30 protein-coding genes and 1 other annotated feature are annotated in these 24537 nt (G+C 40.6%); all 30 genes read right to left on the bottom strand.

All coding sequences use genetic code 11. The features are described 5' to 3' along the window. Positions 1 to 7: 7 nt before the first annotated feature. A complete protein-coding gene (rplF, locus tag ACQKMH_RS26690; RefSeq protein WP_427590314.1) occupies positions 8 to 544 on the bottom strand; it encodes a 50S ribosomal protein L6 in 537 nt (178 codons plus the stop codon). A gap of 30 nt (positions 545 to 574) precedes the next feature. After that, positions 575 to 973 carry a 30S ribosomal protein S8 gene (gene rpsH, locus ACQKMH_RS26685; RefSeq protein ID WP_061440388.1) on the bottom strand — a complete coding sequence of 133 codons (399 nt, stop codon included), beginning with the start codon at positions 971 to 973 and terminating at the stop codon, positions 575 to 577. A 30-nt stretch (positions 974 to 1003) separates the two neighbouring features. Further along, on the bottom strand, positions 1004 to 1189 hold the full coding sequence (locus tag ACQKMH_RS26680; protein WP_034304998.1) for a type Z 30S ribosomal protein S14: 186 nt from the start codon (positions 1187 to 1189) through the stop codon (positions 1004 to 1006). Positions 1190 to 1214: 25 nt separating this feature from the next. Next, positions 1215 to 1754 (bottom strand): 50S ribosomal protein L5, encoded by a 540-nt coding sequence (gene rplE, locus ACQKMH_RS26675; RefSeq protein ID WP_048677889.1) that lies wholly within the window; start codon positions 1752 to 1754, stop codon positions 1215 to 1217. A 29-nt stretch (positions 1755 to 1783) separates the two neighbouring features. Next, entirely contained in the window at positions 1784 to 2095 is a 312-nt protein-coding gene (gene rplX / locus ACQKMH_RS26670) for a 50S ribosomal protein L24 (RefSeq protein WP_230161698.1), read from the bottom strand. A 43-nt stretch (positions 2096 to 2138) separates the two neighbouring features. Continuing rightward, the gene (gene rplN, locus ACQKMH_RS26665) at positions 2139 to 2507 is read right to left on the bottom strand and encodes a 50S ribosomal protein L14 (RefSeq protein ID WP_034305005.1); all 369 of its coding nucleotides are present in this window, start codon (positions 2505 to 2507) and stop codon (positions 2139 to 2141) included. A 40-nt stretch (positions 2508 to 2547) separates the two neighbouring features. After that, entirely contained in the window at positions 2548 to 2811 is a 264-nt protein-coding gene (rpsQ, locus tag ACQKMH_RS26660; protein WP_427590312.1) for a 30S ribosomal protein S17, read from the bottom strand. 18 nt (positions 2812 to 2829) lie between these two features. Continuing rightward, entirely contained in the window at positions 2830 to 3033 is a 204-nt protein-coding gene (gene rpmC / locus ACQKMH_RS26655) for a 50S ribosomal protein L29 (protein WP_034305010.1), read from the bottom strand. Next, entirely contained in the window at positions 3023 to 3457 is a 435-nt protein-coding gene (gene rplP, locus ACQKMH_RS26650; protein WP_053349061.1) for a 50S ribosomal protein L16, read from the bottom strand. The genes rpmC and rplP overlap by 11 nt, the downstream gene beginning before the upstream one ends. Position 3458: 1 nt before the next feature. Next, positions 3459 to 4115, bottom strand: coding sequence for a 30S ribosomal protein S3 (gene rpsC / locus ACQKMH_RS26645; protein WP_034305014.1), 657 nt, complete (start codon positions 4113 to 4115; stop codon positions 3459 to 3461). A 3-nt stretch (positions 4116 to 4118) separates the two neighbouring features. Further along, a complete protein-coding gene (gene rplV / locus ACQKMH_RS26640) occupies positions 4119 to 4460 on the bottom strand; it encodes a 50S ribosomal protein L22 (RefSeq protein ID WP_061440384.1) in 342 nt (113 codons plus the stop codon). Positions 4461 to 4477: 17 nt separating this feature from the next. Continuing rightward, the gene (rpsS, locus tag ACQKMH_RS26635; protein ID WP_034305018.1) at positions 4478 to 4756 is read right to left on the bottom strand and encodes a 30S ribosomal protein S19; all 279 of its coding nucleotides are present in this window, start codon (positions 4754 to 4756) and stop codon (positions 4478 to 4480) included. A 60-nt stretch (positions 4757 to 4816) separates the two neighbouring features. Continuing rightward, positions 4817 to 5647 (bottom strand): 50S ribosomal protein L2, encoded by an 831-nt coding sequence (gene rplB / locus ACQKMH_RS26630; RefSeq protein ID WP_427590311.1) that lies wholly within the window; start codon positions 5645 to 5647, stop codon positions 4817 to 4819. A 26-nt stretch (positions 5648 to 5673) separates the two neighbouring features. Continuing rightward, positions 5674 to 5958: a 50S ribosomal protein L23 gene (gene rplW / locus ACQKMH_RS26625; RefSeq protein ID WP_034305023.1), complete on the bottom strand. Its 285-nt coding sequence runs from the start codon at positions 5956 to 5958 to the stop codon at positions 5674 to 5676. Next, positions 5958 to 6581, bottom strand: a complete 624-nt coding sequence (gene rplD, locus ACQKMH_RS26620) for a 50S ribosomal protein L4 (protein ID WP_053349064.1) — start codon at positions 6579 to 6581, stop codon at positions 5958 to 5960. Before rplD ends, rplW begins: the two co-directional genes overlap by 1 nt. Positions 6582 to 6606: 25 nt before the next feature. Beyond that, positions 6607 to 7236, bottom strand: coding sequence for a 50S ribosomal protein L3 (rplC, locus tag ACQKMH_RS26615; RefSeq protein ID WP_076372869.1), 630 nt, complete (start codon positions 7234 to 7236; stop codon positions 6607 to 6609). Between the two features lie 40 nt (positions 7237 to 7276). Beyond that, positions 7277 to 7585, bottom strand: coding sequence for a 30S ribosomal protein S10 (gene rpsJ / locus ACQKMH_RS26610; protein ID WP_019244375.1), 309 nt, complete (start codon positions 7583 to 7585; stop codon positions 7277 to 7279). 421 nt (positions 7586 to 8006) lie between these two features. Further along, positions 8007 to 9194 carry an elongation factor Tu gene (gene tuf / locus ACQKMH_RS26605; RefSeq protein WP_427590310.1) on the bottom strand — a complete coding sequence of 396 codons (1188 nt, stop codon included), beginning with the start codon at positions 9192 to 9194 and terminating at the stop codon, positions 8007 to 8009. Positions 9195 to 9314: 120 nt separating this feature from the next. Then, a complete protein-coding gene (fusA, locus tag ACQKMH_RS26600) occupies positions 9315 to 11393 on the bottom strand; it encodes an elongation factor G (protein ID WP_427590309.1) in 2079 nt (692 codons plus the stop codon). Between the two features lie 44 nt (positions 11394 to 11437). After that, on the bottom strand, positions 11438 to 11908 hold the full coding sequence (gene rpsG / locus ACQKMH_RS26595) for a 30S ribosomal protein S7 (RefSeq protein WP_034305035.1): 471 nt from the start codon (positions 11906 to 11908) through the stop codon (positions 11438 to 11440). Positions 11909 to 11949: 41 nt separating this feature from the next. Further along, positions 11950 to 12372, bottom strand: coding sequence for a 30S ribosomal protein S12 (rpsL, locus tag ACQKMH_RS26590; protein ID WP_230161718.1), 423 nt, complete (start codon positions 12370 to 12372; stop codon positions 11950 to 11952). 104 nt (positions 12373 to 12476) lie between these two features. After that, positions 12477 to 12725, bottom strand: coding sequence for a 50S ribosomal protein L7ae-like protein (locus tag ACQKMH_RS26585; protein WP_207439802.1), 249 nt, complete (start codon positions 12723 to 12725; stop codon positions 12477 to 12479). Positions 12726 to 13019: 294 nt separating this feature from the next. Continuing rightward, on the bottom strand, positions 13020 to 16619 hold the full coding sequence (gene rpoC, locus ACQKMH_RS26580; protein WP_427590308.1) for a DNA-directed RNA polymerase subunit beta': 3600 nt from the start codon (positions 16617 to 16619) through the stop codon (positions 13020 to 13022). A 184-nt stretch (positions 16620 to 16803) separates the two neighbouring features. Continuing rightward, positions 16804 to 20373, bottom strand: coding sequence for a DNA-directed RNA polymerase subunit beta (gene rpoB, locus ACQKMH_RS26575; RefSeq protein ID WP_427590307.1), 3570 nt, complete (start codon positions 20371 to 20373; stop codon positions 16804 to 16806). A gap of 238 nt (positions 20374 to 20611) precedes the next feature. Next, entirely contained in the window at positions 20612 to 21217 is a 606-nt protein-coding gene (locus ACQKMH_RS26570; protein ID WP_427590330.1) for a class I SAM-dependent methyltransferase, read from the bottom strand. Positions 21218 to 21406: 189 nt separating this feature from the next. Next, entirely contained in the window at positions 21407 to 21766 is a 360-nt protein-coding gene (gene rplL / locus ACQKMH_RS26565) for a 50S ribosomal protein L7/L12 (RefSeq protein ID WP_427590306.1), read from the bottom strand. 65 nt (positions 21767 to 21831) lie between these two features. Then, positions 21832 to 22332: a 50S ribosomal protein L10 gene (gene rplJ, locus ACQKMH_RS26560; protein WP_427590305.1), complete on the bottom strand. Its 501-nt coding sequence runs from the start codon at positions 22330 to 22332 to the stop codon at positions 21832 to 21834. Positions 22333 to 22371: 39 nt separating this feature from the next. After that, positions 22372 to 22522 (bottom strand) — a sequence feature (ribosomal protein L10 leader region). A gap of 46 nt (positions 22523 to 22568) precedes the next feature. Further along, positions 22569 to 23264 carry a 50S ribosomal protein L1 gene (gene rplA, locus ACQKMH_RS26555; RefSeq protein ID WP_061440375.1) on the bottom strand — a complete coding sequence of 232 codons (696 nt, stop codon included), beginning with the start codon at positions 23262 to 23264 and terminating at the stop codon, positions 22569 to 22571. Between the two features lie 107 nt (positions 23265 to 23371). Further along, complete coding sequence (rplK, locus tag ACQKMH_RS26550; RefSeq protein WP_063235791.1) at positions 23372 to 23797, bottom strand: 50S ribosomal protein L11; 426 nt, start codon at positions 23795 to 23797, stop codon at positions 23372 to 23374. A 174-nt stretch (positions 23798 to 23971) separates the two neighbouring features. Continuing rightward, a complete protein-coding gene (gene nusG / locus ACQKMH_RS26545) occupies positions 23972 to 24505 on the bottom strand; it encodes a transcription termination/antitermination protein NusG (RefSeq protein ID WP_230161730.1) in 534 nt (177 codons plus the stop codon). Positions 24506 to 24537 lie beyond the last annotated feature (32 nt).

Raw genomic sequence — 24537 nt, 5'->3', positions numbered from 1 at the left:
TGCGGCATTACTTACCAGTTTTACCTTCTTTACGACGAACGAATTCGCCTTCGTAACGAATCCCTTTACCTTTATACGGCTCAGGTGGGCGAACATCACGGATATTAGCTGCTAGAGCTCCTACACGTTCTTTGCTTGCACCTTTGATGATTACTTTTGTATTAGAAGGAACTTCGACTTCAACACCAGTTTCTGGCTCTATTTCTACAGGGTGAGAATATCCTACGTTAAGGATAAGCTTAGTACCTTGCTTTTGTGCACGGTACCCAACCCCAATAAGTTCAAGTGATTTTTCAAATCCTTTTGATACACCTTCAACCATGTTAGAGATAAGTGCGCGAGTAGTACCGTGTAAAGAACGGTGAGTCTTCTCATCAGACGGACGTGTAACAGTTAACACGTTCTCTTCAACAACGATTGTAAGATCAGGACTGAATGATCTAGTTAATTCACCTTTAGGTCCTTTAACAGTTACTTCACTTCCGTTAATAGTAACTGTTACGCCTGCAGGGATTTCAATAGGTTTTTTACCTATACGAGACATATTGTGCACCTCCATTCTTGTGAAAATGTATTACCAAACGTATGCTAAAACTTCTCCGCCAGCTTGTTTAGAGCGAGCTTCCTTGTCTGTTAAAACTCCGTGAGAAGTAGAAACAATTGCAATACCTAAACCGTTTAGAACGCGTGGTACTTCACCAGTTTTTGCATATACACGCAAACCAGGTTTGCTGATACGTTTTAGACCAGTAATAACACGTTCGTTGTTTGCACCGTATTTTAAGAAGATACGGATGATACCTTGTTTGTTGTCTTCGATTAATTCAAAGTCACGTACGAAGCCTTCACGCTTTAAGATCTCAGCAATTTCTTTCTTGATCTTTGAAGCAGGAACTTCTAGTTTTTCGTGACGAACCATATTCGCATTACGGATGCGAGTAAGCATATCTGCAATAGGATCTGTCATGACCATTATATTTTACCTCCTTCCCAAACTCGGGTTTTACCAGCTAGCTTTTTTAACGCCAGGAATTTGTCCTTTATATGCAAGTTCGCGGAAACAAATACGACAAAGTTTAAATTTACGTAGTACTGAATGTGGACGTCCGCAACGTTCGCAACGTGTGTATTCTTGTACTTTAAACTTTTGTTCGCGTTTTTGCTTTACGATCATAGACTTTTTAGCCACGATTTCGCCTCCCTTTATTTAGAGATTACTTTTGGAACGGCATTCCAACTTGAGTAAGTAGTTCACGAGCTTCTTCGTCAGTGTTGGCAGTCGTTACGATAACGATATCCATACCACGAACTTTGCTCACTTTATCGTAATCAATCTCAGGGAAGATAAGTTGTTCTTTAACACCCAATGTATAGTTCCCACGTCCGTCAAAGGATTTCTTTGAAACGCCACGGAAATCACGTACACGTGGTAAAGATACAGATACTAGCTTATCAAGGAATTGATACATACGTTCTCCACGTAATGTAACTTTCGCTCCGATAGGCATACCTTCACGCAAACGGAAGCCTGCGATTGATTTTTTAGCTTTTGTTATAACTGGTTTTTGACCAGTGATCAATGTAAGTTCTTCAACAGCTGTATCTAAAGCTTTCGAGTTAGATACTGCGTCACCCACACCCATGTTAATAACGATTTTCTCAATGTTTGGTACTTGCATTACTGATTGATAGTTGAATTTACCCATCAATGATGGTGTAATTTCACTTTTGAATTTTTCTTTAAGGCGGCTCATTGCTTAGTGTACCTCCCTTCATTTATGACTTATTTATCTAAAGTTTCACCTGATATTTTAGCTACGCGTACTTTTTTACCATTTTCAATCTTATATCCAACACGAGTCGGTTTACCTGATTTAGGATCAAGTGGCATTACATTGGATACGTGAATAGCAGCTTCTCTGCTGATAATTCCACCTTGTGGATTAAGTTGAGATGGCTTGGAATGCTTTTTCACGATGTTAATTCCTTCAACAAGCACACGATTTTGTTTCGGATATGCAGAAAGAATGATTCCTTGTTTGCCTTTGTCCTTACCAGAGATGACTACGACTTTGTCACCTTTTTTAACATGCATTAGCTTGGCACCTCCTTGAAAGGCTTTATACAAATTTTACATATTATAGAACTTCTGGAGCTAGAGAAACGATCTTCATGAAACTGTTGTCACGTAATTCACGAGCAACAGGTCCAAAAATACGAGTTCCACGTGGGCTCTTATCGTCACGGATAATTACACATGCGTTTTCATCAAAACGAATGTAAGAACCGTCAGGACGACGCATACCACGTTTTGTACGGACAACAACAGCCTTAACGACTTCACCTTTTTTAACAACGCCTCCTGGTGTTGCCTGTTTAACTGTACAAACGATGATATCACCGATGTTTGCAGTTTTACGGCCAGAACCACCTAGGACTTTAATTGTTAGCACTTCACGAGCACCTGAATTGTCAGCGACTTTTAAACGAGATTCTTGTTGAATCATGTACGGTACCTCCCTTCGGAATTAGCTAATCCGAACTATATTAAATGATTACTGCTTTTTCTACAACTTCTACAAGACGGAAGCGCTTTGTAGCTGAAAGTGGACGAGTTTCCATGATACGTACTACGTCGCCTGCTTTAGCTTCGTTTAGCTCGTCATGAGCTTTTAACTTTTTAGAGTATTTCACGCGTTTACCGTATAAAGAATGCGTTTTATAGGTTTCTACAACAACTGTTACGGTTTTATCCATTTTGTCGGATACTACGCGGCCAGTGTAGATTTTGCGTTGGTTGCGTTCGCTCATTCTGCAAACCTCCATTCATTATCGATTAGTGACACCGATCTCTCTTTGACGAACAACTGTCTTCATACGAGCAATCGATTTGCGAACTTCACGGATGCGAGCTGTATTTTCAAGTTGTCCAGTAGCTAACTGGAAACGAAGATTAAATAGTTCTTCTTTAAGAGATTTTAGTTTTTGTTCAATTTCAGCAGTGGTTAGATCTTTGATTTCATTAGCTTTCATTTGTTTCACCACCAATTTCCTCTCTTTTTACAAACTTACATTTGATTGGAAGTTTGTGTGCTGCAAGGCGCAATGCTTCTCTTGCCACCTCTTCAGATACACCAGAGATTTCAAACAATACTTTGCCCGGTTTAACTACTGCTACCCAACCTTCAGGAGCACCTTTACCGGAACCCATCCGTACTTCAAGCGGCTTAGCTGTGTAAGGTTTGCTTGGGAAAATTTTGATCCAAACTTTTCCTCCACGTTTCATATAACGAGTCATCGCAATACGAGCAGCTTCGATTTGGCGGTTAGTGATCCAGGAAGCTTCTTGAGCTTGAAGTCCAAATTCTCCAAAATGAACTTCAGTGCCGCCCTTAGCCATCCCTCTCATCTTACCGCGGTGTTCACGACGGTATTTTACGCGTTTTGGCAATAACATATTATTTTCCTCCTTCCTCAGATTTCTTCTTAGTAGGAAGAACTTCTCCACGGTAGATCCAAACTTTCACGCCTAGCTTACCGTAAGTAGTATCTGCTTCAGCATGAGCATAATCTATGTCAGCACGAAGTGTGTGAAGTGGAACTGTTCCTTCGCTGTAATGTTCAGCACGAGCAATATCAGCACCGCCAAGACGACCAGAAACTTGTGTTTTGATTCCTTTTGCTCCAGAACGCATAGTACGTTGGATAGCTTGCTTTTGAGCGCGACGGAATGAAACACGGTTTTCTAATTGACGAGCGATGTTTTCAGCAACCAATTTTGCGTCAAGATCTGCTCTTTTAATTTCAATGATATTGATATGAACTCTTTTGCCAGTCAACTGGTTCAAAGCTTTACGAAGTGCTTCAACTTCAGTACCGCCTTTACCGATAACCATTCCTGGTTTAGCAGTGTGGACAGATACATTGATGCGGTTAGCTGCACGTTCGATTTCAACTTTGGATACAGAAGCATCATTTAAACGTTTCGCGATATATTCACGAACTTTGATGTCTTCATGCAAAAGAACTGCGTAGTCTTTATCAGCGTACCATTTGGATTCCCAGTCACGGATTATCCCGATACGCATACCGATTGGATTTACCTTTTGACCCACAGATTACCCCTCCTTCTTTTCTGATACAACGATTGTAATATGACTAGTACGTTTGTTAATTGCACTCGCACGACCTTGAGCGCGTGGACGGAAACGTTTTAATGTTGGTCCTTCGTTAACGTATGCCTCTGAAACGACTAGGTTATTAATATCCATTTCGTAGTTATGTTCTGCATTTGCGATAGCAGATTTCAGAATTTTTTCTACGACTGGAGAAGCAGATTTTGGTGTTAAGCGAAGAATCGCTACTGCTTCACCTACTTGTTTTCCTCGAATTAAATCTGCGACTAAACGCACTTTACGAGGAGCAATACGAACTGTTCTAGCGACAGCTTTTGCTTGCATGAGATGCCCTCCTCTCATTAACGTCTTGTTTTCTTGTCATCACTTGCGTGACCTTTATAAGTGCGTGTAGGCGCGAATTCGCCTAGTTTGTGACCTACCATATCTTCAGTTACATAAACCGGCACATGCTTACGACCGTCATAAACAGCGATTGTATGTCCGATGAATTGCGGGAAGATTGTTGAGCGACGAGACCAAGTTTTTACTACCTGTTTCTTGTCAGCTTCATTTAATTTTTCAACTTTTACCAATAAATGATCATCAACAAAAGGCCCTTTTTTTAAGCTACGACCCATGCGAGTACCTCCCTTCGTGACTGTTCTACGGTTCTATATATGAACCGTAGGTCAATCCCGTTATTTTTTACGACGACGTACGATAAATTTATCGGATTTATTTTTCTTCTTACGAGTTTTGAATCCAAGAGTTGGTTTACCCCATGGAGACATTGGTGATTTACGTCCGATTGGAGCTTTACCTTCACCACCACCGTGCGGGTGATCATTCGGGTTCATTACTGATCCACGAACTGTTGGGCGTTTACCTAACCAACGGTTACGTCCAGCTTTACCAATGTTGATAAGTTCATGTTGTTCATTACCAACTTGACCGATTGAAGCACGGCAAGTAGCAAGAATCATACGAACCTCACCTGAGTTTAAACGTACAAGTACATAACGTCCTTCTTTACCAAGTACTTGAGCAGAAGTTCCTGCTGAACGGACTAATTGTCCACCTTTTCCTGGTTTAAGTTCGATGTTATGAATTACTGTACCAACTGGGATGTTAATAAGAGGAAGAGCGTTACCCACTTTAATGTCAGCTTCTGGACCTGACATGATCTCCATACCTACTTCTAGGTTTTTTGGAGCTAGGATATAACGTTTTTCTCCATCAACGTAATTAATTAATGCAATGTTTGCAGAACGATTTGGATCGTACTCAATAGTAGCAACGCGTCCTGGTATACCATCTTTATTCCGTTTGAAATCGATGATACGGTATTGACGCTTGTGGCCGCCACCTTGATGACGAACTGTTAACTTACCTTGGTTATTACGGCCGCCTTTGCTGTGTAAAGGAGCAAGTAATGATTTTTCCGGTTTGTCTGTAGTAATCTCAGCAAAATCGGAAGTTGTCATATTACGTCGACCGTTAGAGGTAGGTTTATACTTCTTAATCGCCATTTGTATTTCCCTCCTTCTCTAATGAATTAAGCCTCGAATAGCTCGATTTCTTTGCTGTCAGCAGTTAATTTAACAATAGCTTTACGGCGCTTGTTAGTATAGCCTGCATGTTTGCCCATACGTTTAAATTTACCTTTGTAGTTCATGATGTTTACTTTCTCAACTTTAACGCCGAAAATTTCTTGAACAGCATCTTTAACTTGAGTTTTGTTAGCTCTAACATCAACTTCAAAAGTATATTTTTTTTCAGCCATTATGTCTGAAGAGCGTTCAGTGATTACGGGGCGCTTAATGATATCGCGTGCATCCATTATGCAAGCACCTCCTCTACTTTTTCGACAGCTGATTTAGTCAAGATCAATTTGTTGTGTGAAACAACATCAAGAACGTTAAGACCAACAGCTTCAACTACAGTAACACCAGGGATGTTACGTGCAGAAAGAGCAACTTTCTCATCTAAACCGTCAGTAACAACTAACGTTTTAGTATCAACAGAAAGATTTTTAAGTACTGCTACAAATTCTTTTGTTTTTGGAGCTTCGAAAGACAAGCTTTCAAGTACCAAAATGTTCTCTTCCAATGCCTTTGCAGACAATGCAGATTTAATAGCTAAACGACGTACCTTTTTAGGTAGCTTGTAAGCGTAAGATCTTGGAGTTGGTCCAAAAACAACGCCACCGCCACGCCATTGTGGAGAACGGATAGAACCTTGACGCGCACGTCCAGTTCCTTTTTGTTTCCAAGGTTTACGTCCACCGCCTGCAACTTCAGAACGGTTTTTAACTTTATGAGTTCCTTGACGTAAGGAAGCTCTTTGCATAATGATCGCTTCAAATAATACATGATTATTAGGTTCGATACCAAAGATGGATTCATTTAGTTCGATGTCGCCAACTTGTGAACCTGTTTGGTTGAACAATGTAACTTTTGGCATTCTATTGCTCCTCCTTTCTTAGAAATTACTTCGCTTTAACAGCAGATTTAACTTTGATCAATGCTTTTCTAGCACCAGGTACATTACCTTTGATCAATAGTAGGTTACGTTCAACATCAACTTTAACGATAGCTAAGTTTTGAACAGTGATTTGCTCTCCACCCATACGTCCTGGTAATAGTTTACCTTTGAATACGCGGTTTGGAGCTACAGGACCCATTGAACCTGGGCGACGGTGGTAACGAGAACCATGAGACATCGGTCCGCGGGATTGTCCATGACGCTTGATAGAGCCTTGGAACCCTTTACCTTTTGAAATTCCTGATACATCTACTAAATCGCCTTCAGCGAAAATACTAACATTGACTTCTTGACCGATCTCATATTCAGTAAGATCCGTTCCGCGGAATTCGCGAATGAAGCGCTTAGGAGTAGTATTTGCTTTTTCAACATGGCCCTTTTCAGGTTTGTTAGAAAGCTTTTCACGTTTGTTTTCAAAACCAACTTGAACTGCTTCATAGCCATCAGTTTCAACAGTTTTCTTTTGAAGTACCACGTTGTTAGCAGCTTCGATAACTGTTACCGGGATAAGTTCACCGTTTTCAGCAAAAACTTGAGTCATACCGATTTTTCTTCCTAAGATTCCTTTGGTCATAAGTCACACCTCCTAGAGTAATTGTTCATATTTATATGAATTATAATTTGATTTCAATGTCAACGCCTGATGGTAAATCTAAACGCATCAATGAATCAACTGTTTGTGGAGTTGGATTAACGATATCGATTAGACGTTTATGCGTACGCATTTCGAATTGTTCACGAGAATCTTTGTATTTATGAACCGCACGTAGGATCGTGTATACCGATCTTTCAGTAGGTAATGGAATTGGACCAGATACAGCCGCACCAGAACGTTTTGCAGTTTCAACAATTTTCTCAGCAGATTGATCAAGAATTCTGTGATCATATGCTTTTAAACGGATACGAATTTTTTGTTTTGCCATAATTTTCCCTCCTTTTCGCCTATTTTAGAATAGACCTTCTCAACGGAAATTTCCCACACACTCGCCATGGCAAAGCGGCCGGGTGTGTCAGCAACCTTCCATATCATCGCAGTCAAAGACCAACATTGTCTATTATACATAAAACACAAGTAGAATGCAAGTTAAACTTAAACATTTCTTGTGCAACACACTTTTATTATTATACATACTATCACAAGTATTTACAAGTACATTCTACACGGTCTTTCATATCCATTTTCTTCAATTCGAAAATCCTCATGAAACATAATAAATTCACTAATGTTTTTATCAATATTATAGAAGAAAAGAATGAAAAACCTTTAGAAAATAAAAAGAAGCAGATGGCGTCCCATCTGCTTCTCCCGGAAGGCGTCCCTTCCAATATTGTTTTATGAATCAATTACTCTGTGATTGTAGCAACTACACCAGCGCCTACAGTACGTCCACCCTCACGGATAGAGAATTTAGTACCTTCTTCGATAGCGATAGGAGCGATAAGTTCTACAGTCATTTCGATGTTGTCTCCAGGCATAACCATTTCTACGCCTTCAGGAAGGTTACAAATACCAGTTACGTCAGTTGTACGGAAGTAGAACTGAGGACGGTAGTTTGTAAAGAATGGAGTGTGACGTCCACCTTCTTCTTTAGAAAGAACATAAACTTCAGCTTTGAACTTTGTGTGTGGAGTGATTGTACCTGGTTTAGCAAGTACTTGTCCACGTTGGATATCTTCACGGGATACACCACGAAGTAGTGCACCGATGTTGTCACCAGCTTCAGCATAGTCAAGAAGTTTACGGAACATTTCAACACCAGTTACTGTTGTTGGTTTAGACTCTTCGTTGAAACCGATGATGTCAACAACGTCACCGACTTTAACTTGTCCACGCTCAACACGGCCAGTTGCAACTGTTCCACGACCAGTGATTGAGAATACATCCTCAACTGGCATCATGAATGGTTTATCAGTGTCACGAGTTGGTTCTGGAATATACTCGTCAACAGCTGCCATTAATTCATGAATTTTTTCTTCCCAAGCAGCATCTCCTTGAAGAGCTTTTAGTGCAGATCCTTTGATAACTGGAATGTCATCGCCAGGGAATTCGTATTCAGATAGAAGATCACGGATTTCCATTTCTACTAATTCAAGAAGTTCTTCGTCATCAACCATGTCGCATTTGTTCATGAATACTACAAGGAATGGTACACCTACTTGACGAGAAAGAAGGATGTGCTCACGAGTTTGTGGCATTGGGCCATCAGCAGCAGATACTACTAGGATACCGCCGTCCATTTGTGCAGCACCTGTGATCATGTTTTTAACATAGTCAGCATGTCCTGGGCAGTCAACGTGTGCATAGTGACGAGTAGCTGTTTCATACTCAACGTGTGCAGTAGAGATTGTGATACCACGTTCTCTTTCTTCTGGAGCACCATCGATTTGGTCATAAGCGCGAGCTTCTGCGCCACCAGATTTAGCAAGTACAGTTGTGATTGCAGCTGTTAGAGTTGTTTTACCATGGTCAACGTGACCAATTGTTCCAACGTTAACGTGCGGTTTTGAACGATCAAATTTAGCTTTTCCCATTAGGAATTCCTCCTTAAAATTATAAATAAAAGATTAAGTATATAGCGCTGTGAAAGAAGACTAATTCTTCCATCACAGCTTACATAAGATAGTTATACTTTAATAAGAGATGAAAATCAATTATTCACCTTTATTTTTTTTGATGATTTCTTCAGAAATGCTCTTAGGTACTTCTTCATAATGATCGAAGTGCATAGAGAATGTTCCGCGTCCTTGTGTGTTAGAACGTAAAGAAGTAGCATATCCGAACATTTCAGATAGTGGAACCATGGATTTAACCATTTGCGTGTTACCGCGAGCTTCCATACCTTCTACGCGACCACGACGAGATGTGATATCTCCCATGATGTCGCCTAGGTAATCTTCAGGAATTACAACTTCCACTTTCATGATTGGTTCAAGGATAACTGGTTTACATTTAGAAGCAGCATTTTTAAGTGCCATTGATGCAGCAATTTTAAATGCCATTTCGTTGGAGTCAACGTCATGGTAAGAACCGTCAAATAATTTTGCTTTAATGTCGACTAGCGGGTAACCAGCAAGTACACCACGGTCAAGTGAATCAACTAATCCAGCTTGTACAGCAGGGATATATTCACGTGGTACTACACCACCGACGATAGCATTTTCAAATTCGAATCCTTTACCTTCTTCGTTTGGACCAAATTCAATCCATACGTGTCCGAATTGTCCACGACCACCTGATTGGCGAACGAATTTACCTTCAACTTTAGCTGAACCACGGAAAGTTTCACGGTATGCTACTTGAGGAGCACCAACGTTTGCTTCCACTTTGAATTCACGACGCATACGGTCAACAAGGATGTCCAAGTGAAGCTCACCCATACCAGCGATGATCGTTTGACCAGTTTCTTGGTCAGTATGCGCACGGAATGTTGGATCTTCATCTTGTAGCTTTTGTAAAGCTTGAGACATTTTGTCTTGGTCTGCTTTTGATTTCGGTTCAACAGAAAGTGAGATAACTGGCTCTGGGAATACCATGGATTCAAGAATAACTTGGTTCTTGTCGTCACATAGAGTATCACCGGTAGTAGTATCTTTCAAACCAACAGCAGCAGCGATATCACCTGCATATACAGTTGAGATTTCTTCACGGCTGTTTGCGTGCATTTGAAGGATACGTCCAATACGCTCACGTTTACCTTTTGTTGAGTTGATTACATAAGAACCTGATTCTAATGTACCTGAGTACACGCGGAAGAATGTAAGTTTACCAACGTAAGGGTCAGTCATAACTTTGAACGCTAAAGCCGAGAACGGTTCAGAATCATCTGAGTGGCGTTCTACTTCATCTTCTGTATCCGGTAGAGTACCTTTGATAGCCGGTACATCTAATGGAGATGGAAGGAAGTCGATAACGTTATCAAGCATTAATTGAACACCTTTGTTTTTGAAAGCTGATCCACAGATAACTGGGAAGAATTCAACGTTAACAGTTGCTGTACGAATAGCTGCTTTTAATTCAGCAATGCTGATTTCTTCGCCGCCAAGGTATTTTTCCATTAAGTCTTCATTAACTTCTGCTACTGCTTCGATTAACTTTTCACGGTACTCTTCAGCTAGCTCGCGATGCTCTTCAGGAATTTCACCAACAGTGATATCAGTTCCTAGATCATTGGCATAGAAATGAGCTTTCATTTCAATAAGGTCAATGATTGCAGAGAATTGATCCTCAGCGCCGATTGGCAACTGAACTGGGTGAGCATTAGCTTGCAGGCGGTCATGGATTGTTCCAACTGAGTAAAGGAAATCCGCACCGATTTTGTCCATTTTATTTACGAATACGACACGTGGTACTCCGTAAGTTGTAGCTTGGCGCCAAACTGTTTCAGTTTGAGGCTCAACACCTGATTGGGCATCAAGTACAGCTACAGCTCCATCAAGTACACGCAAAGAACGTTCAACTTCAACTGTGAAGTCTACGTGTCCTGGTGTATCGATGATGTTTACACGGTGACCTTTCCACTGTGCAGTTGTTGCAGCGGATGTGATCGTGATTCCGCGTTCTTGTTCCTGTTCCATCCAGTCCATTTGTGAAGCACCTTCGTGTGTTTCACCAATTTTATGAATTTTACCAGTGTAATATAGAACACGTTCTGTTGTTGTCGTTTTACCAGCATCGATGTGAGCCATGATACCGATATTACGAGTGTTTGCTAAGGAGAACTCTCTTGCCATTTGTCTTTCTCCTTCCTTTTATAAGGATTTTATAGTGATATATTTTACCAGCGATAATGAGCGAATGCTTTATTAGCTTCAGCCATTTTGTGTGTATCTTCACGTTTCTTAACTGCTGCTCCAGTATTGTTAGCAGCGTCCATGATTTCATAAGCTAAACGCTCTTCCATCGTTTTTTCTCCACGAAGACGAGAGTATTTCACTAACCAACGAAGTCCTAGAGTTGATTTGCGGTCTGGACGCACCTCAACTGGTACTTGGTAGTTAGCTCCACCTACACGGCGTGCTTTTACTTCTAATACCGGCATGATGTTTTTAAGTGCTTGATCGAAAACTTCGATTGATTCATTGCCAGTACGTTCTTTGATTAAATCAAATGCAGAGTAAAGAATTTTTTGTGATTTACCTCTTTGTCCATCAACCATTAATTTGTTGATTAAGCGAGTCACAAGTTTAGAATTATAAATCGGATCTGGTAATACGTCTCTTTTCGTTACAGGTCCTTTACGAGGCATTATATTTCCTCCTTTCAAGAAAGTTTAATTTTTGTTTGAAATTATTTTTTTGCTGCTTTCGGACGCTTAGTACCGTATTTAGAACGGCTTTGCATACGATTGTTAACTCCAGCAGTATCAAGAGCACCACGAACGATATGATAACGTACCCCTGGTAAATCCTTTACACGACCGCCACGGATAAGAACCACGCTGTGTTCTTGTAGGTTGTGACCGATACCTGGGATATAAGCTGTTACCTCGATACCGTTTGTTAAACGTACACGCGCATATTTACGTAACGCGGAGTTTGGTTTTTTCGGTGTCATAGTTCCCACACGAGTGCAAACACCACGTTTTTGCGGAGATGATACGTTAGTTTGTGCTTTTTTAAAGCTGTTGTAGCCTTTGTTAAGTGCTGGAGATTTTGATTTAACCTCTTTAGACTCGCGTCCTTTACGCACTAATTGATTAATAGTAGGCATTACATTTTTCCTCCCTTCACGTTTTCATTTCTAGTACCACACATCCAGGTGGTTCATAAATGGGTAAAAACAAAGTCTTTGCAAATAATATTGCAAAAACATTTTTACTTTTTAATGGCAACAGTTGCTGCTCCGACATCAATACCACATGCTTTGCCAAGCATTCTCATCGAATCAACATATGTGATAGGAACATCCAATTCTTTAGCGGTCTCAATGACACGCCCAGTCAAGTATATATCTGCATCATCAGCGATGATAACTTCTTGAATTAAATTGTTTTTAAGAGCTCTAACTGCTTGTTTCGTCCCTATAATCACTGACTTTGCCTGTATTACTTTTTCATAAGACATGGTCCATATCCTCCAAAGTTACAGGGTAACATAGGAGCACCTTTGCTATAGTATCATTATTAGTCTGATACTGTCAACTTCTTTCAAAAAATTAATTTTAGCAAAAGGTTTTCCTTACACAATTCTATTAAGATTTACATCTTGCCTTCAGGAAATAATAACTGTTCCTCAACCTGAATTAGTCATTTGTGAATAATAAGAAGAGAGACCAGCTCAATAAATTCTGATCCATCACTCCAATGGAATATAGGAGTGATGGTTTCAGTTTCAATTATTGAGCTGGTCCTTTTTCCTTTAGTCCACTGTTACTGTATCGGCACTTTCGTCACCAACAACAACAGGGTTTGCTTTTCTGTATCGAAGCATTCCTGTTCCTGCAGGGACAAGTTTACCAATGATGACATTTTCTTTAAGTCCAAGCAGCTCATCACGTTTTCCTTTTATTGCTGCATCAGTCAAGACTCTAGTTGTTTCTTGGAATGACGCGGCAGACAAGAACGAATCCGTTTCTAGAGATGCTTTTGTAATACCAAGTAATACAGGGCGTCCTGTAGCTGGCAATTTGTTAGTCAGCAATGCATCTGTGTTTGCAGTAGTGAACTGGTTAACATCCAATAATGTACCTGGAAGAACTTCCGTTTCACCCGCATCAAGTACACGGACTTTACGCATCATTTGTCTAACCATTACCTCGATGTGTTTATCACCGATTTCAACCCCTTGCATCCGGTATACTTTTTGCACTTCATGCAACAGGTATTCCTGAACAGTAAGTACATCCGTAACTTTCAACAATTCTTTCGGGTCGATGGAACCCTCTGTTAACTCTTCACCACGACGGACAGGAGTGTCAACAGTAACTCTTAGGCGCGCTGTGTACGGTGCAGTATATGTGCGTGACTCAACTGCTCCTTGAACAACGATTTCCTGTTGTTTATCACGAATTTCATTAATCGACACAACCGTACCTTCGATTTCTGATATGACGGCTTGACCTTTAGGGTTCCTTGCTTCAAATATTTCTTGGATACGAGGAAGACCTTGAGTGATATCATCCCCAGCAACCCCACCAGTATGGAATGTACGCATCGTTAACTGTGTACCAGGTTCTCCGATTGATTGAGCGGCAATAATACCGACTGCTTCGCCCACTTCAACTTCTTGACCTGTAGCCAAGTTGCGTCCATAACATTTTTTACATACACCATGGCTGGTGTTACATGTAAAGGCAGAACGGATCCATGCTGTTTCAATTCCAAGTGAATCAATATAATTAGCAAGATCTTCAGTAATAAGATCATTTTCAGCCACAATTACTTCATTTGTTTCCGGATGTCTGATCGCTTTTCTTGCATAACGGCCTACTAGGCGTTCTTCAAGATGCTCGATTATTTCAGTACCCTCTCTCAAGGCTGAAATTTTCAAGCCGCGGTCCGTTCCACAATCGTCATCACGGATGATGACATCTTGGGCAACGTCAACAAGTCGACGAGTAAGGTAACCGGAATCGGCTGTTTTAAGCGCTGTATCGGCAAGACCTTTACGCGCACCATGTGTGGAGATAAAGTACTCCAACACTGTTAAACCTTCACGGAAACTTGATTTGATCGGTAATTCAATGATACGTCCAGCCGGGTTGGCCATCAATCCACGCATACCCGCAAGCTGCGTAAAGTTAGATGCATTACCACGGGCACCGGAATCACTCATCATGAAGATCGGGTTGCGTCTGTCCAGTGAATCCATAAGTTTAGATTGAATGGTATCCTTGGCAGCACTCCAAATGGAGATAACGCGGTCATAACGCTCATCCTCAGTAATTAGACCACGTCTGAATTGTTTCAAGACGTTATCCACTTTAGTTTGAGCCTCAGTAATGATTTCTTGTTTTTCTTTTAAAACGACAATGTCAGCCACACCAACGGTAATACCAGCTTTTGTCGAATATTTGAATCCAAGATCTTTCATCCGGTCAAGCATTTTGGATGTTTCGGTAATTTTAAAGCGTTTAAAGACTTCCGCAATGATATTTCCAAGAATTTTTTTCTTGAAAGGATCAATTGCTGGTTGAGCCTTAATCAATTCAGGAATATTAGCGCCCTTTTCCACAAAATATTTCTCTGGAGTTTTGGTTTCCAAATTATATCGTGTCGGTTCGTTAATATACGGGAATGATTTAGGTAAAATTTCATTGAAGATCAATTTACCAACAGTCGTAATAAGAAGTTGGCCGTTTTGTTCTTCAGTGAATGTTTCATTATTTAGTGACGATGCATGTACGGCACAACGGGAATGTAAGTGTACATATCCGTTTTGGTATGCAAGTAATGCTTCACTTGTATCTTTAAAGATCATACCCTCACCGATAGCGCCTTCTCTTTCCAACGTTAAGTAATAGTTACCTAATACCATATCTTGAGAAGGTGTAACGACAGGTTTACCATCTTTCGGATTCAAAATGTTCTGTGCTGCAAGCATAAGCATGCGTGCTTCGGCTTGAGCTTCAGAAGATAGAGGAACATGGACCGCCATTTGGTCACCATCAAAGTCAGCGTTATAAGCTGTACATACGAGTGGGTGCAAACGGATTGCGCGACCTTCAACCAACGTTGGTTCAAATGCTTGGATACCAAGTCTATGAAGAGTCGGTGCACGGTTCAATAGTACTGGATGTTCTCTAATTACTTCTTCCAGGACATCCCATATTTCAGGAGATAAACGTTCAATTTTACGCTTAGCAGATTTGATGTTATGCGCTAGACCTCTTTGAACGAGTTCCTTCATAACGAATGGTTTGAATAATTCAATCGCCATTTCTTTCGGAAGACCACATTGGTACATCTTTAAGTTTGGTCCAACTACGATAACGGAACGGCCAGAATAATCAACACGTTTACCAAGAAGGTTTTGACGGAAACGACCTTGTTTACCTTTTAGCATATGAGATAAAGATTTTAACGGACGGTTACCTGGTCCAGTTACAGGACGGCCACGACGACCATTATCGATAAGAGCATCGACAGCTTCCTGAAGCATACGTTTCTCATTTTGAACGATAATGCTTGGTGCTCCAAGGTCCAGTAATCTTTTCAACCGATTATTACGGTTAATAACACGGCGATATAAATCATTTAAATCAGATGTGGCAAAACGGCCGCCATCAAGTTGTACCATTGGACGAAGTTCCGGTGGAATGACCGGAAGCACGTCAAGGATCATCCATGAAGGCTCATTACCTGAGTTACGGAATGCTTCAAGAACTTCCAAGCGTTTGATTGCACGGGTTCTGCGTTGTCCTTGAGCTGTTTTAAGCTCCTCTTTCAACGACTCTACTTCTTTTTCCGTATCAATGTCTTGTAAAAGTTTTTTAATAGCTTCCGCACCCATCGCAGCTTGGAACTTCTTACCGTATTTTTCACGGTATGTACGATATTCCTTTTCAGAAAGAAGCTGTTTCTTTTCTAAAGTTGTATCGCCCGTTTCAGTTACTACGTAAGATGCAAAGTAAATAACTTCTTCCAATGCACGTGGAGACATATCAAGAACAAGTCCCATACGGCTAGGGATTCCTTTGAAATACCAAATGTGTGAAACTGGGGCTGCCAGTTCAATATGACCCATACGTTCACGACGTACCTTAGCCCGAGTGACTTCAACGCCACAACGGTCACATACTACGCCTTTATAACGAACACGTTTATATTTTCCACAATGACATTCCCAGTCCTTTTGAGGTCCAAAAATTCTCTCACAGAATAAACCGTCTTTTTCTGGCTTTAGCGTACGATAGTTGATTGTTTCTGGTTTTTTAACTTCTCCATGTGACCAAGAACGAATCTTGTCTGGTGAAGCAAGACCAATTTTCATATACTCAAAATTATTAACGTCTAACAAGGGGCCTACCTCCCTTTTAATCTCCAGGTTTAACCCTTGATTGCCGTCTTAGTATCAGGCAATCTACACCGGATGATGGTTGATTGAATCAATAAGGCTCTAACAAGGCAGCAGGATATTCAAAGAAACATCTTGCTGCCAGTCAGAGCGGATAATTTATAACTCGATATGTTTATATTTAATTTTATTCTTTGACAGGTGCCCCTACTTCGGAAGCAACCATATCTTTTGTTTCTGCATCAAGGTTTAATTTGTCACTTTGGTTGCCTTCTTCTTCATCTTCCAAATCACGCATTTCGATTTCACGATCTTCGGCATTAAGAATTTTAACATCCAACCCTAAACTTTGAAGTTCCTTAATCAATACTTTGAAGGACTCTGGAACACCAGGTTCAGGAACATTTTCACCTTTGACAATCGCTTCGTATGTTTTAACACGACCCACGACATCATCTGATTTAACGGTTAAGATTTCTTGTAATGTATAAGCAGCACCATAAGCTTCAAGTGCCCATACTTCCATCTCACCGAAACGCTGTCCGCCAAATTGCGCTTTACCACCAAGTGGTTGTTGCGTAACAAGGGAGTAAGGTCCAGTTGAACGTGCATGAAGTTTATCATCGACCATATGTGCCAGTTTGATCATATACATGACACCAACGGATACACGGTTATCGAATGCTTCACCTGAACGGCCATCGTAAAGGACAGTTTTTGCATCACGGGACATCCCGGCTTCTTCAATCGTGCCCCAAACGTCTTCCTCAGTAGCACCATCAAATACAGGTGATGCTACATGAATGCCAAGTGCGCGTGCAGCCATACCTAAGTGAAGCTCCAACACCTGACCGATGTTCATACGTGAAGGTACACCCAATGGGTTTAACATGATGTCGACTGGAGTGCCGTCTGGTAAATAAGGCATATCTTCTTCAGGAAGAATCCTGGAGATTACCCCTTTGTTACCATGTCGTCCAGCCATTTTATCGCCTTCATGGATTTTACGTTTTTGAACAATATATACACGTGCAAGTTGGTTTACACCAGGAGGAAGTTCATCGCCATCTTCTCTGTTAAATACTTTAACATCAAGAACGATTCCGCCGCCGCCGTGAGGTACACGAAGTGATGTATCTCTTACTTCACGTGCTTTTTCACCGAAGATTGCATGTAATAAACGTTCCTCAGCAGTCAATTCCGTTACACCTTTAGGCGTGACTTTACCAACTAGAAGGTCTCCGTCTTTTACTTCTGCACCAACACGGATAATTCCGCGCTCATCAAGATTACGAAGCGCATCTTCCCCTACATTAGGGATATCACGAGTGATTTCTTCAGGCCCTAATTTTGTATCGCGTGATTCAGATTCATATTCTTCAATATGAATAGAAGTGTACACATCATCTTTAACCAATCGTTCGCTCATGATGATGGCATCTTCATAGTTATATCCATCCCATGTCATGAAGGCAACTAATACGTTACGTCCAAGTGCTAACTCACCTTTTTCCATTGAAGGACCATCAGCAAGAATCTCACCTTTGACAACGTTGTCGCCAACACTGACGATAGGGCGTTGATTATAGCACGTTCCTTGGTTAGAACGAATGAATTTTAATAGACGGTATTTATCAAGATTTCCTTTTACTTGCTGTCCGTCAACTTCACTTACCCTGCGTACCCATACTTCACGTGATTCCACGTGTTCTACAATACCTGGGTGTTTACAGATGACAGCAGCACCGGAGTCTTTCGCTGAAACATATTCCATGCCCGTTCCGACACGAGGTGCTTCCGGTTGTAGCAAAGGTACTGCTTGACGTTGCATGTTCGCTCCCATAAGTGCACGGTTGGAGTCATCATTTTCCAAGAAAGGAATACATGCTGTCGCAGCAGATACAACTTGTTTAGGGGATACATCCATGTAGTCTACGCGGTCACGCGGAACAACGGTATTTTCACCGCGGAAACGTGCAACAACATCATTGTCAAGGAATGATCCGTCATCTGATAGACGTACATTCGCTTGGGCAACTACATAGTTATCTTCCTCATCAGCTGTTAAGTAATCGATTTGGCTTGTAATACGACCAGTTTCAGGGTCCACACGACGATATGGTGTTTCAATGAAGCCATATGGGTTCACCTTTGCAAAACTGGATAATGAGTTAATCAAACCAATATTTGGTCCCTCTGGCGTTTCAATCGGACACATACGGCCATAGTGGGAATAATGAACGTCACGTACTTCAAATCCAGCACGCTCACGTGTCAAACCACCAGGTCCCAATGCTGATAGACGACGTTTATGCGTCAATTCAGCCAATGGGTTCGTTTGATCCATGAATTGAGAAAGCTGTGAGCTTCCAAAGAACTCTTTAATGGATGCAATAACTGGGCGAATGTTAATTAGTTGCTGCGGAGTGATTGTATTCGTATCCTGAATTGACATTCTTTCACGAACGACACGCTCCATACGAGATAAACCAATTCTAAATTGGTTTTGCAGCAATTCACCAACAGAACGCAGACGACGGTTACCTAAATGGTCAATGTCATCCGTGATTCCCACACCATGCAGTAAATTAAAGAAATAACTAATAGAAGAAATGATATCAGCCGGTGTAATGTTTTTGACCTGGTCGGTCACATAGGCATTACCGATGATATTGATCACTTTTTCACCTTCAGCATCGTTTGGTGCAAACACTTTAATAGGTTGAAGAAGAGTTTCCTCTTCCACTACACCACCGGATGGATGGAATGTCTTGAATCCGATTCCAGCTTCAATATGAGGCAGTATCCTATCAAGAGTACGACGGTCAAGCATTGTACCTTTTTCTACGATGATTTCCCCTGTTTCCGGATCAATCAAAGTCTCTGCAATACGTTGTCCGAATAAACGGTTCTTGATATGCAGTTTTTTGTTTATTTTATAACGTCCTACGTTAGCTAAATCATAACGTTTTGGATCAAAAAAGCGGGATACTAAAAGACTTTTCGCGTTATCGACAGTAGGTGGTTCACCCGGGCGCAGACGCTCATAGATTTCTAGTAAAGCTTTTTCTACACTCTCTGTGTTATCCTTTTCAAGAGTGTTGCGAAGGTATTCGTTGTCACCGATCAAATCAATGATTTCTTGATCCGTTCCGAATCCAAGAGCACGCATCAATACCGTAATTGGTAATTTCCGTGTGCGATCGATTCGAACATACACAACATCCTTGGCGTCAGTTTCATATTCGAGCCATGCACCACGGTTAGGAATAACCGTCGCAGAGAACCCAAGTTTACCGTTTTTATCCATTTTCCCATTGTAGTAAACGCTCGGTGAGCGCACTAATTGGGATACGATTACCCGTTCAGCACCATTGATGACAAATGTACCTGTTTCAGTCATCAGCGGGAAGTCGCCCATAAATACATCCTGGTCTTTAACTTCCCCTGTTTCCTTATTAACAAGGCGCACTTTCACACGGAGTGGTGCAGAATAAGTAACGTCGCGTTCTTTTGTTTCTTCTACAGAATACTTCGGCTCAGCTAAGCTGTAATCGATGAATTCTAACGATAAATTACCTGTAAAATCCTCAATAGGAGAAATATCCTGGAACATTTCCTTTAAACCTACATCTAGAAACCATTGATAAGAAGCTGTTTGAATTTCAATCAGATTTGGAAGATCCAAAACCTCACTGATTCTTGCATAACTTCTACGTTGGCGGTGTCGTCCATACTGAACAAGTTGACCTGTCAACTGATTCACCCCTTAAATCAAGCGTTATAAGGATCCATTTGCCTCGGAAAAAGAAATTATTTCCTAGACAAAAAGAAAATGGTTTTTATTTTAAAAACCACTATTTCTCATAAAACGAACTATTATTTATATATTTTTCCCATATTATCCATTGGTTATACACCAATGGTATAAAAATTGCATAGTTACGGAATTATATATATGCATTTTATAATACTAACATAGCGAAAATTTAGAGTCAAACCTTTTTGGATAATAGTATATAGTAGCCTTTTTTCTTAACAGGCACTTCAACATTTCCAAATAATTGCTCCATTTTATCCATGGCGGAAGGAGCCCCTTGTTTTTTTTGAATGACAACCCATAATTCTCCACCAGCTACCAAACCGTGATAACTTTCTTCTAAAATTTCGTGGACTACACTTTTGCCTGCGCGAATGGGAGGGTTCGTAAGTATTGCAGCGAATTGATTGGAACCAACTTTTTCAAAACGATCACTTTCGAAAATCTTTACATTTGCAATCGCATTAGAAGCGGCATTTTCCTTTGACAATTCAACTGCCCGGCTATTTATATCAATCATTTCTATCGTTCTATCGGGATAAGCTGCCGCAATCGATATTCCAATCGGTCCATAACCGCAACCAACATCGAGAATATCGCCTTCCACAGCTTCATTAAGGTTAAAACTTTCAACCAAAAGACGCGACCCGAAATCAACTTCTTTTTTCGAGAAAACACCATTATCACTTTTAAAGCGAAAGGTACGTCCTTTTAATGTAAAATCCCAAAATTTCGGATTGCTTACGACATCCGGTTTATGTGAGTAGTAATGCTCTGTCAGAGTCATCTCCCCCTATCAGAAAGGAATATTGAAGATTTAATGAGAGAAGAGATTTGAAGAATGGATTCTTGCATGCCGGAAAGTTTGAATAATGACTTAACCAAACTATTATCAGCAAATTTCCGTCATTTCTTAAAAATGAAGAGAAAAAAGCCCGCCAGTGATAGCGAGCTTTTTGTTTATGCAAGATTACTTAACTTCAACGCCAGCTCCAACTTCTTCAAGTTTAGCTTTAACTTCTTCAGCTTCTTCTTTAGAAGCGCCTTCTTTGATTGCTTTTGGAGTGTTGTCAACAAGTTCTTTTGCTTCTTTAAGTCCAAGACCTGTAACTTCACGTACAGCTTTGATAACTTTGATTTTTTGATCTCCAGCAGATGTAAGGATAACATCAAACTCAGTTTTTTCTTCAGCAGCAGCGCCACCAGCAGCAGCTACAGCTACAGGTGCAGCAGCAGTTACGCCAAATTCTTCTTCGATTGCTTTTACAAGGTCGTTTAATTCTAAAACAGTCATGTTTTTAACTGCTTCAATGATTTGATCTTTAGTCATTGTTATTTCCTCCTCGAAATGGTTGGTTTTTTTTTTTGAATCAATAGGCTAAATAAGCGGTTAGCTTACGCGCCTTGTTCTTCTTTTTGTTCTGCCACAGCTTTTGTAGCAAGAGCAAGTCCGCGCATAGGTGCTTGTAGCACGCTGAGTAGCATTGAAAGTAGGCCTTCGCGTGAAGGTAGTTCTGCAAGAGCTTTAATTTCTTCAGCAGTTGCAACATTTCCTTCGATAACTCCAGCTTTGATTTCTAACGCTTCATGTTTTTTCGCAAAATCGTTAAGGATTTTTGCTGGCGCAATAACATCTTCAGTTGAGAATGCAATTGCGTTTGGACCTGTTAATGATTCGTTCAAAGTGCTAAGTTCAGCAATTTCAGCAGCACGACGAGTCATAGAGTTTTTGTAAACTTTAAACTCAACGCCAGCTTCACGAAGTTGCTTACGAAGTTCTGTTAATTCAGCAACAGTCAATCCACGGTAGTCAACAACAACAGTTGATTGGCTTGCAGTTAATTTCTCAGAAATCTCAGCAACGATTTTTTGCTTTTGTTCAATAATTGCGTTCATCCTTACACCTCCTGTAGATTTGCTTGAAAACATTTATACCGTTTCAAAGAAAAAGCCTTCATCTCTGTTGCAGACATGAAGGCAGTAATTTCAAAGGTCATAGTCACTGACTATTATTATCGAATTACCTCGGCAGGGAATTAAGCTCTGATCGAGCACCTACTGTCTACGGTACAAATGATATTCATTTATTCACAACAAAACTTATTATAACAATAATAGTTTTGGAATGTCAATTATTTATTGAAAGTAGAAGGATCAACTTTCACACCAGGGCCCATTGTAGTTGTTACAGAAACGTTTTTCATGTAAGTTCCTTTAGCAGCCGCAGGTTTAACTTTCATTAATGTATCATAGATAGTAGTGAAGTTTTCCACTAGTTTAGCATCTTCGAAAGATACTTTACCGATTGGAGCATGGATGTTTCCAGCTTTATCTACGCGGTATTCAACTTTACCAGCTTTGATTTCATTAACAGCTTTTGTTACGTCGAATGTTACTGTACCAGTTTTAGGGTTAGGCATTAAACCTTTAGGTCCTAATACACGGCCAAGTTTACCAACTTCACCCATCATGTCTGGAGTCGCAACGATTACATCGAATTCGAACCATCCTTGTTGGATTTTGTTGATGAAGTCAGATTCGCCAACGTAGTCAGCACCAGCAGCTTCCGCTTCTTTTGCTTTTTCGCCTTTAGCGAATACTAATACGCGTTGAGTTTTACCAGTACCATTCGGTAGAACAACTGCTCCACGAATTTGTTGGTCAGCTTTCTTAGGGTCTACTCCTAAACGGAAAGCCACTTCAACAGTCGCATCGAATTTTGCGAAGTTTGCTTTTTTAGCAACTTCAATTGCTTCAGTTACAGCATAAGCCTTAGAAACTTCTACAAGCTTAGCCGCTTCAAGATACTTTTTACCTTTTTTAGCCATGATATAAATCCTCCTAAATTGTGGTTTTAACGGAATGACCTCCCACGAATAAAGGTTGCGAGTATCAATCGCAACCCCGTAGAAACAAATAGCAACAATTACATGGATTAGTCTTCGATGACAATACCCATGCTGCGAGCAGTACCTTCAACCATACGCATTGCAGCTTCAACACTTGCAGCGTTTAGGTCAGGCATTTTAGTTTCAGCAATCTCGCGCACTTGATCACGCTTGACTGTAGCAACTTTTTTACGGTTAGGTTCACCAGAACCAGACTCGATACCAGCTACTTTCTTAAGCAATACTGCAGCCGGTGGAGTTTTTGTAATGAATGTAAATGAACGGTCTTCAAATACCGTGATTTCAACAGGAATAATTAGACCAGCTTGATCTGCTGTACGAGCGTTAAACTCCTTACAGAATCCCATGATGTTTACACCAGCTTGACCTAATGCAGGACCGACTGGCGGTGCCGGATTCGCTTTACCAGCAGGAATTTGCAATTTAACCATTTTAATTACTTTTTTAGCCACGAGACACACCTCCTTATAAGTCCGTGATGTGGTAATAGGGATATACCCTCCCACTCATCTTGAATTCTTTATATATTAATAAAGAATGCTTGTATCGTTGAGGCCTAAAAATTGAAACATACTGACCTTTGAAATTTTACCACTTTCAAATGGCAATTTCAAGTTTTTTTCCGTTTATAATTTTTCCACTTGATTAAAATCAAGTTCAACCGGTGTATCACGACCGAACATATTGACTAGAACCCTTACTTTTCCTTTATCTTTATCAAGTTCTTCAATCGGTCCTGCAAAGGTTGCAAACGGCCCTTCTTTAACCTGAACGGTATCTCCGATTTCAAAATCAACTTCGATTTTGCTTTCATCGACGCCCATTCGTTTAAGAACGACTTCAATTTCTTCCGGCAGCAATGCAGTCGGTTTAGACCCAGCCCCAGATGAACCTACGAAACCTGTTACGCCAGGTGTGTTCCGGACAACATACCAAGAATCATCCGTCATGATGATCTCAACCAATACATAACCAGGAAACACTTTCTTTTTTGTTACTTTCTTTTTGCCGTCTTTCATTTCTGTTTCTTCTTCTTCTGGAACTACGACTCGAAAGATCTTGTCTTCCATCCCCATTGTTTCAACACGTTTTTCCAAGTTAGCCTTAACCTTGTTCTCATAACCTGAATAGGTGTGAACTACATACCAATTCTTTTCCATGTGTTAGGACTTTAACGTCCTTCCCTCCCTGC

Source organism: Peribacillus sp. NPDC097895, from assembly GCF_050277555.1.
In the GTDB taxonomy this organism is placed as follows: domain Bacteria; phylum Bacillota; class Bacilli; order Bacillales; family DSM-1321; genus Peribacillus.
The sequence above is the reverse complement of the archived record's forward strand: the minus strand, read 5'-3'. Positions and strand labels throughout refer to the sequence as shown.

Excerpts from the sequence above, each read along its gene's own strand:
- fusA (WP_427590309.1), bottom strand. The coding sequence starts at position 11,393 with ATGGCAAGAGAGTTCTCCTTAGCAAACACTCGTAATATCGGTATCATG.
- rplE (WP_048677889.1), bottom strand. The coding sequence starts at position 1,754 with ATGAGCCGCCTTAAAGAAAAATTCAAAAGTGAAATTACACCATCATTG.
- rplP (WP_053349061.1), bottom strand. The coding sequence starts at position 3,457 with ATGTTATTGCCAAAACGCGTAAAATACCGTCGTGAACACCGCGGTAAG.
- rplV (WP_061440384.1), bottom strand. The coding sequence starts at position 4,460 with ATGCAAGCAAAAGCTGTCGCTAGAACAGTTCGTATTGCTCCTCGTAAA.
- ACQKMH_RS26585 (WP_207439802.1), bottom strand. The coding sequence starts at position 12,725 with ATGTCTTATGAAAAAGTAATACAGGCAAAGTCAGTGATTATAGGGACG.
- rpsS (WP_034305018.1), bottom strand. The coding sequence starts at position 4,756 with ATGGGTCGTAGCTTAAAAAAAGGGCCTTTTGTTGATGATCATTTATTG.
- nusG (WP_230161730.1), bottom strand. The coding sequence starts at position 24,505 with ATGGAAAAGAATTGGTATGTAGTTCACACCTATTCAGGTTATGAGAAC.
- rpsQ (WP_427590312.1), bottom strand. The coding sequence starts at position 2,811 with ATGAGCGAACGCAACCAACGCAAAATCTACACTGGCCGCGTAGTATCC.
- rplF (WP_427590314.1), bottom strand. The coding sequence starts at position 544 with ATGTCTCGTATAGGTAAAAAACCTATTGAAATCCCTGCAGGCGTAACA.
- rplD (WP_053349064.1), bottom strand. The coding sequence starts at position 6,581 with ATGCCAAAAGTTACATTGTTCAACCAAACAGGTTCACAAGTTGGCGAC.
- rplL (WP_427590306.1), bottom strand. The coding sequence starts at position 21,766 with ATGACTAAAGATCAAATCATTGAAGCAGTTAAAAACATGACTGTTTTA.
- rpsL (WP_230161718.1), bottom strand. The coding sequence starts at position 12,372 with ATGCCTACTATTAATCAATTAGTGCGTAAAGGACGCGAGTCTAAAGAG.
- rplW (WP_034305023.1), bottom strand. The coding sequence starts at position 5,958 with ATGGATGCACGCGATATCATTAAGCGCCCCGTAATCACTGAACGCTCT.
- rpmC (WP_034305010.1), bottom strand. The coding sequence starts at position 3,033 with ATGAAAGCTAATGAAATCAAAGATCTAACCACTGCTGAAATTGAACAA.
- rplB (WP_427590311.1), bottom strand. The coding sequence starts at position 5,647 with ATGGCGATTAAGAAGTATAAACCTACCTCTAACGGTCGACGTAATATG.
- rplJ (WP_427590305.1), bottom strand. The coding sequence starts at position 22,332 with ATGAACGCAATTATTGAACAAAAGCAAAAAATCGTTGCTGAGATTTCT.
- rplN (WP_034305005.1), bottom strand. The coding sequence starts at position 2,507 with ATGATTCAACAAGAATCTCGTTTAAAAGTCGCTGACAATTCAGGTGCT.
- rpsJ (WP_019244375.1), bottom strand. The coding sequence starts at position 7,585 with ATGGCAAAACAAAAAATTCGTATCCGTTTAAAAGCATATGATCACAGA.
- rpsH (WP_061440388.1), bottom strand. The coding sequence starts at position 973 with ATGGTCATGACAGATCCTATTGCAGATATGCTTACTCGCATCCGTAAT.
- rplC (WP_076372869.1), bottom strand. The coding sequence starts at position 7,236 with ATGACCAAAGGAATCTTAGGAAGAAAAATCGGTATGACTCAAGTTTTT.
- rplX (WP_230161698.1), bottom strand. The coding sequence starts at position 2,095 with ATGCATGTTAAAAAAGGTGACAAAGTCGTAGTCATCTCTGGTAAGGAC.
- rplA (WP_061440375.1), bottom strand. The coding sequence starts at position 23,264 with ATGGCTAAAAAAGGTAAAAAGTATCTTGAAGCGGCTAAGCTTGTAGAA.
- rpsG (WP_034305035.1), bottom strand. The coding sequence starts at position 11,908 with ATGCCTCGTAAAGGACCTGTAACGAAAAGAGACGTATTACCAGATCCG.
- tuf (WP_427590310.1), bottom strand. The coding sequence starts at position 9,194 with ATGGGAAAAGCTAAATTTGATCGTTCAAAACCGCACGTTAACGTTGGA.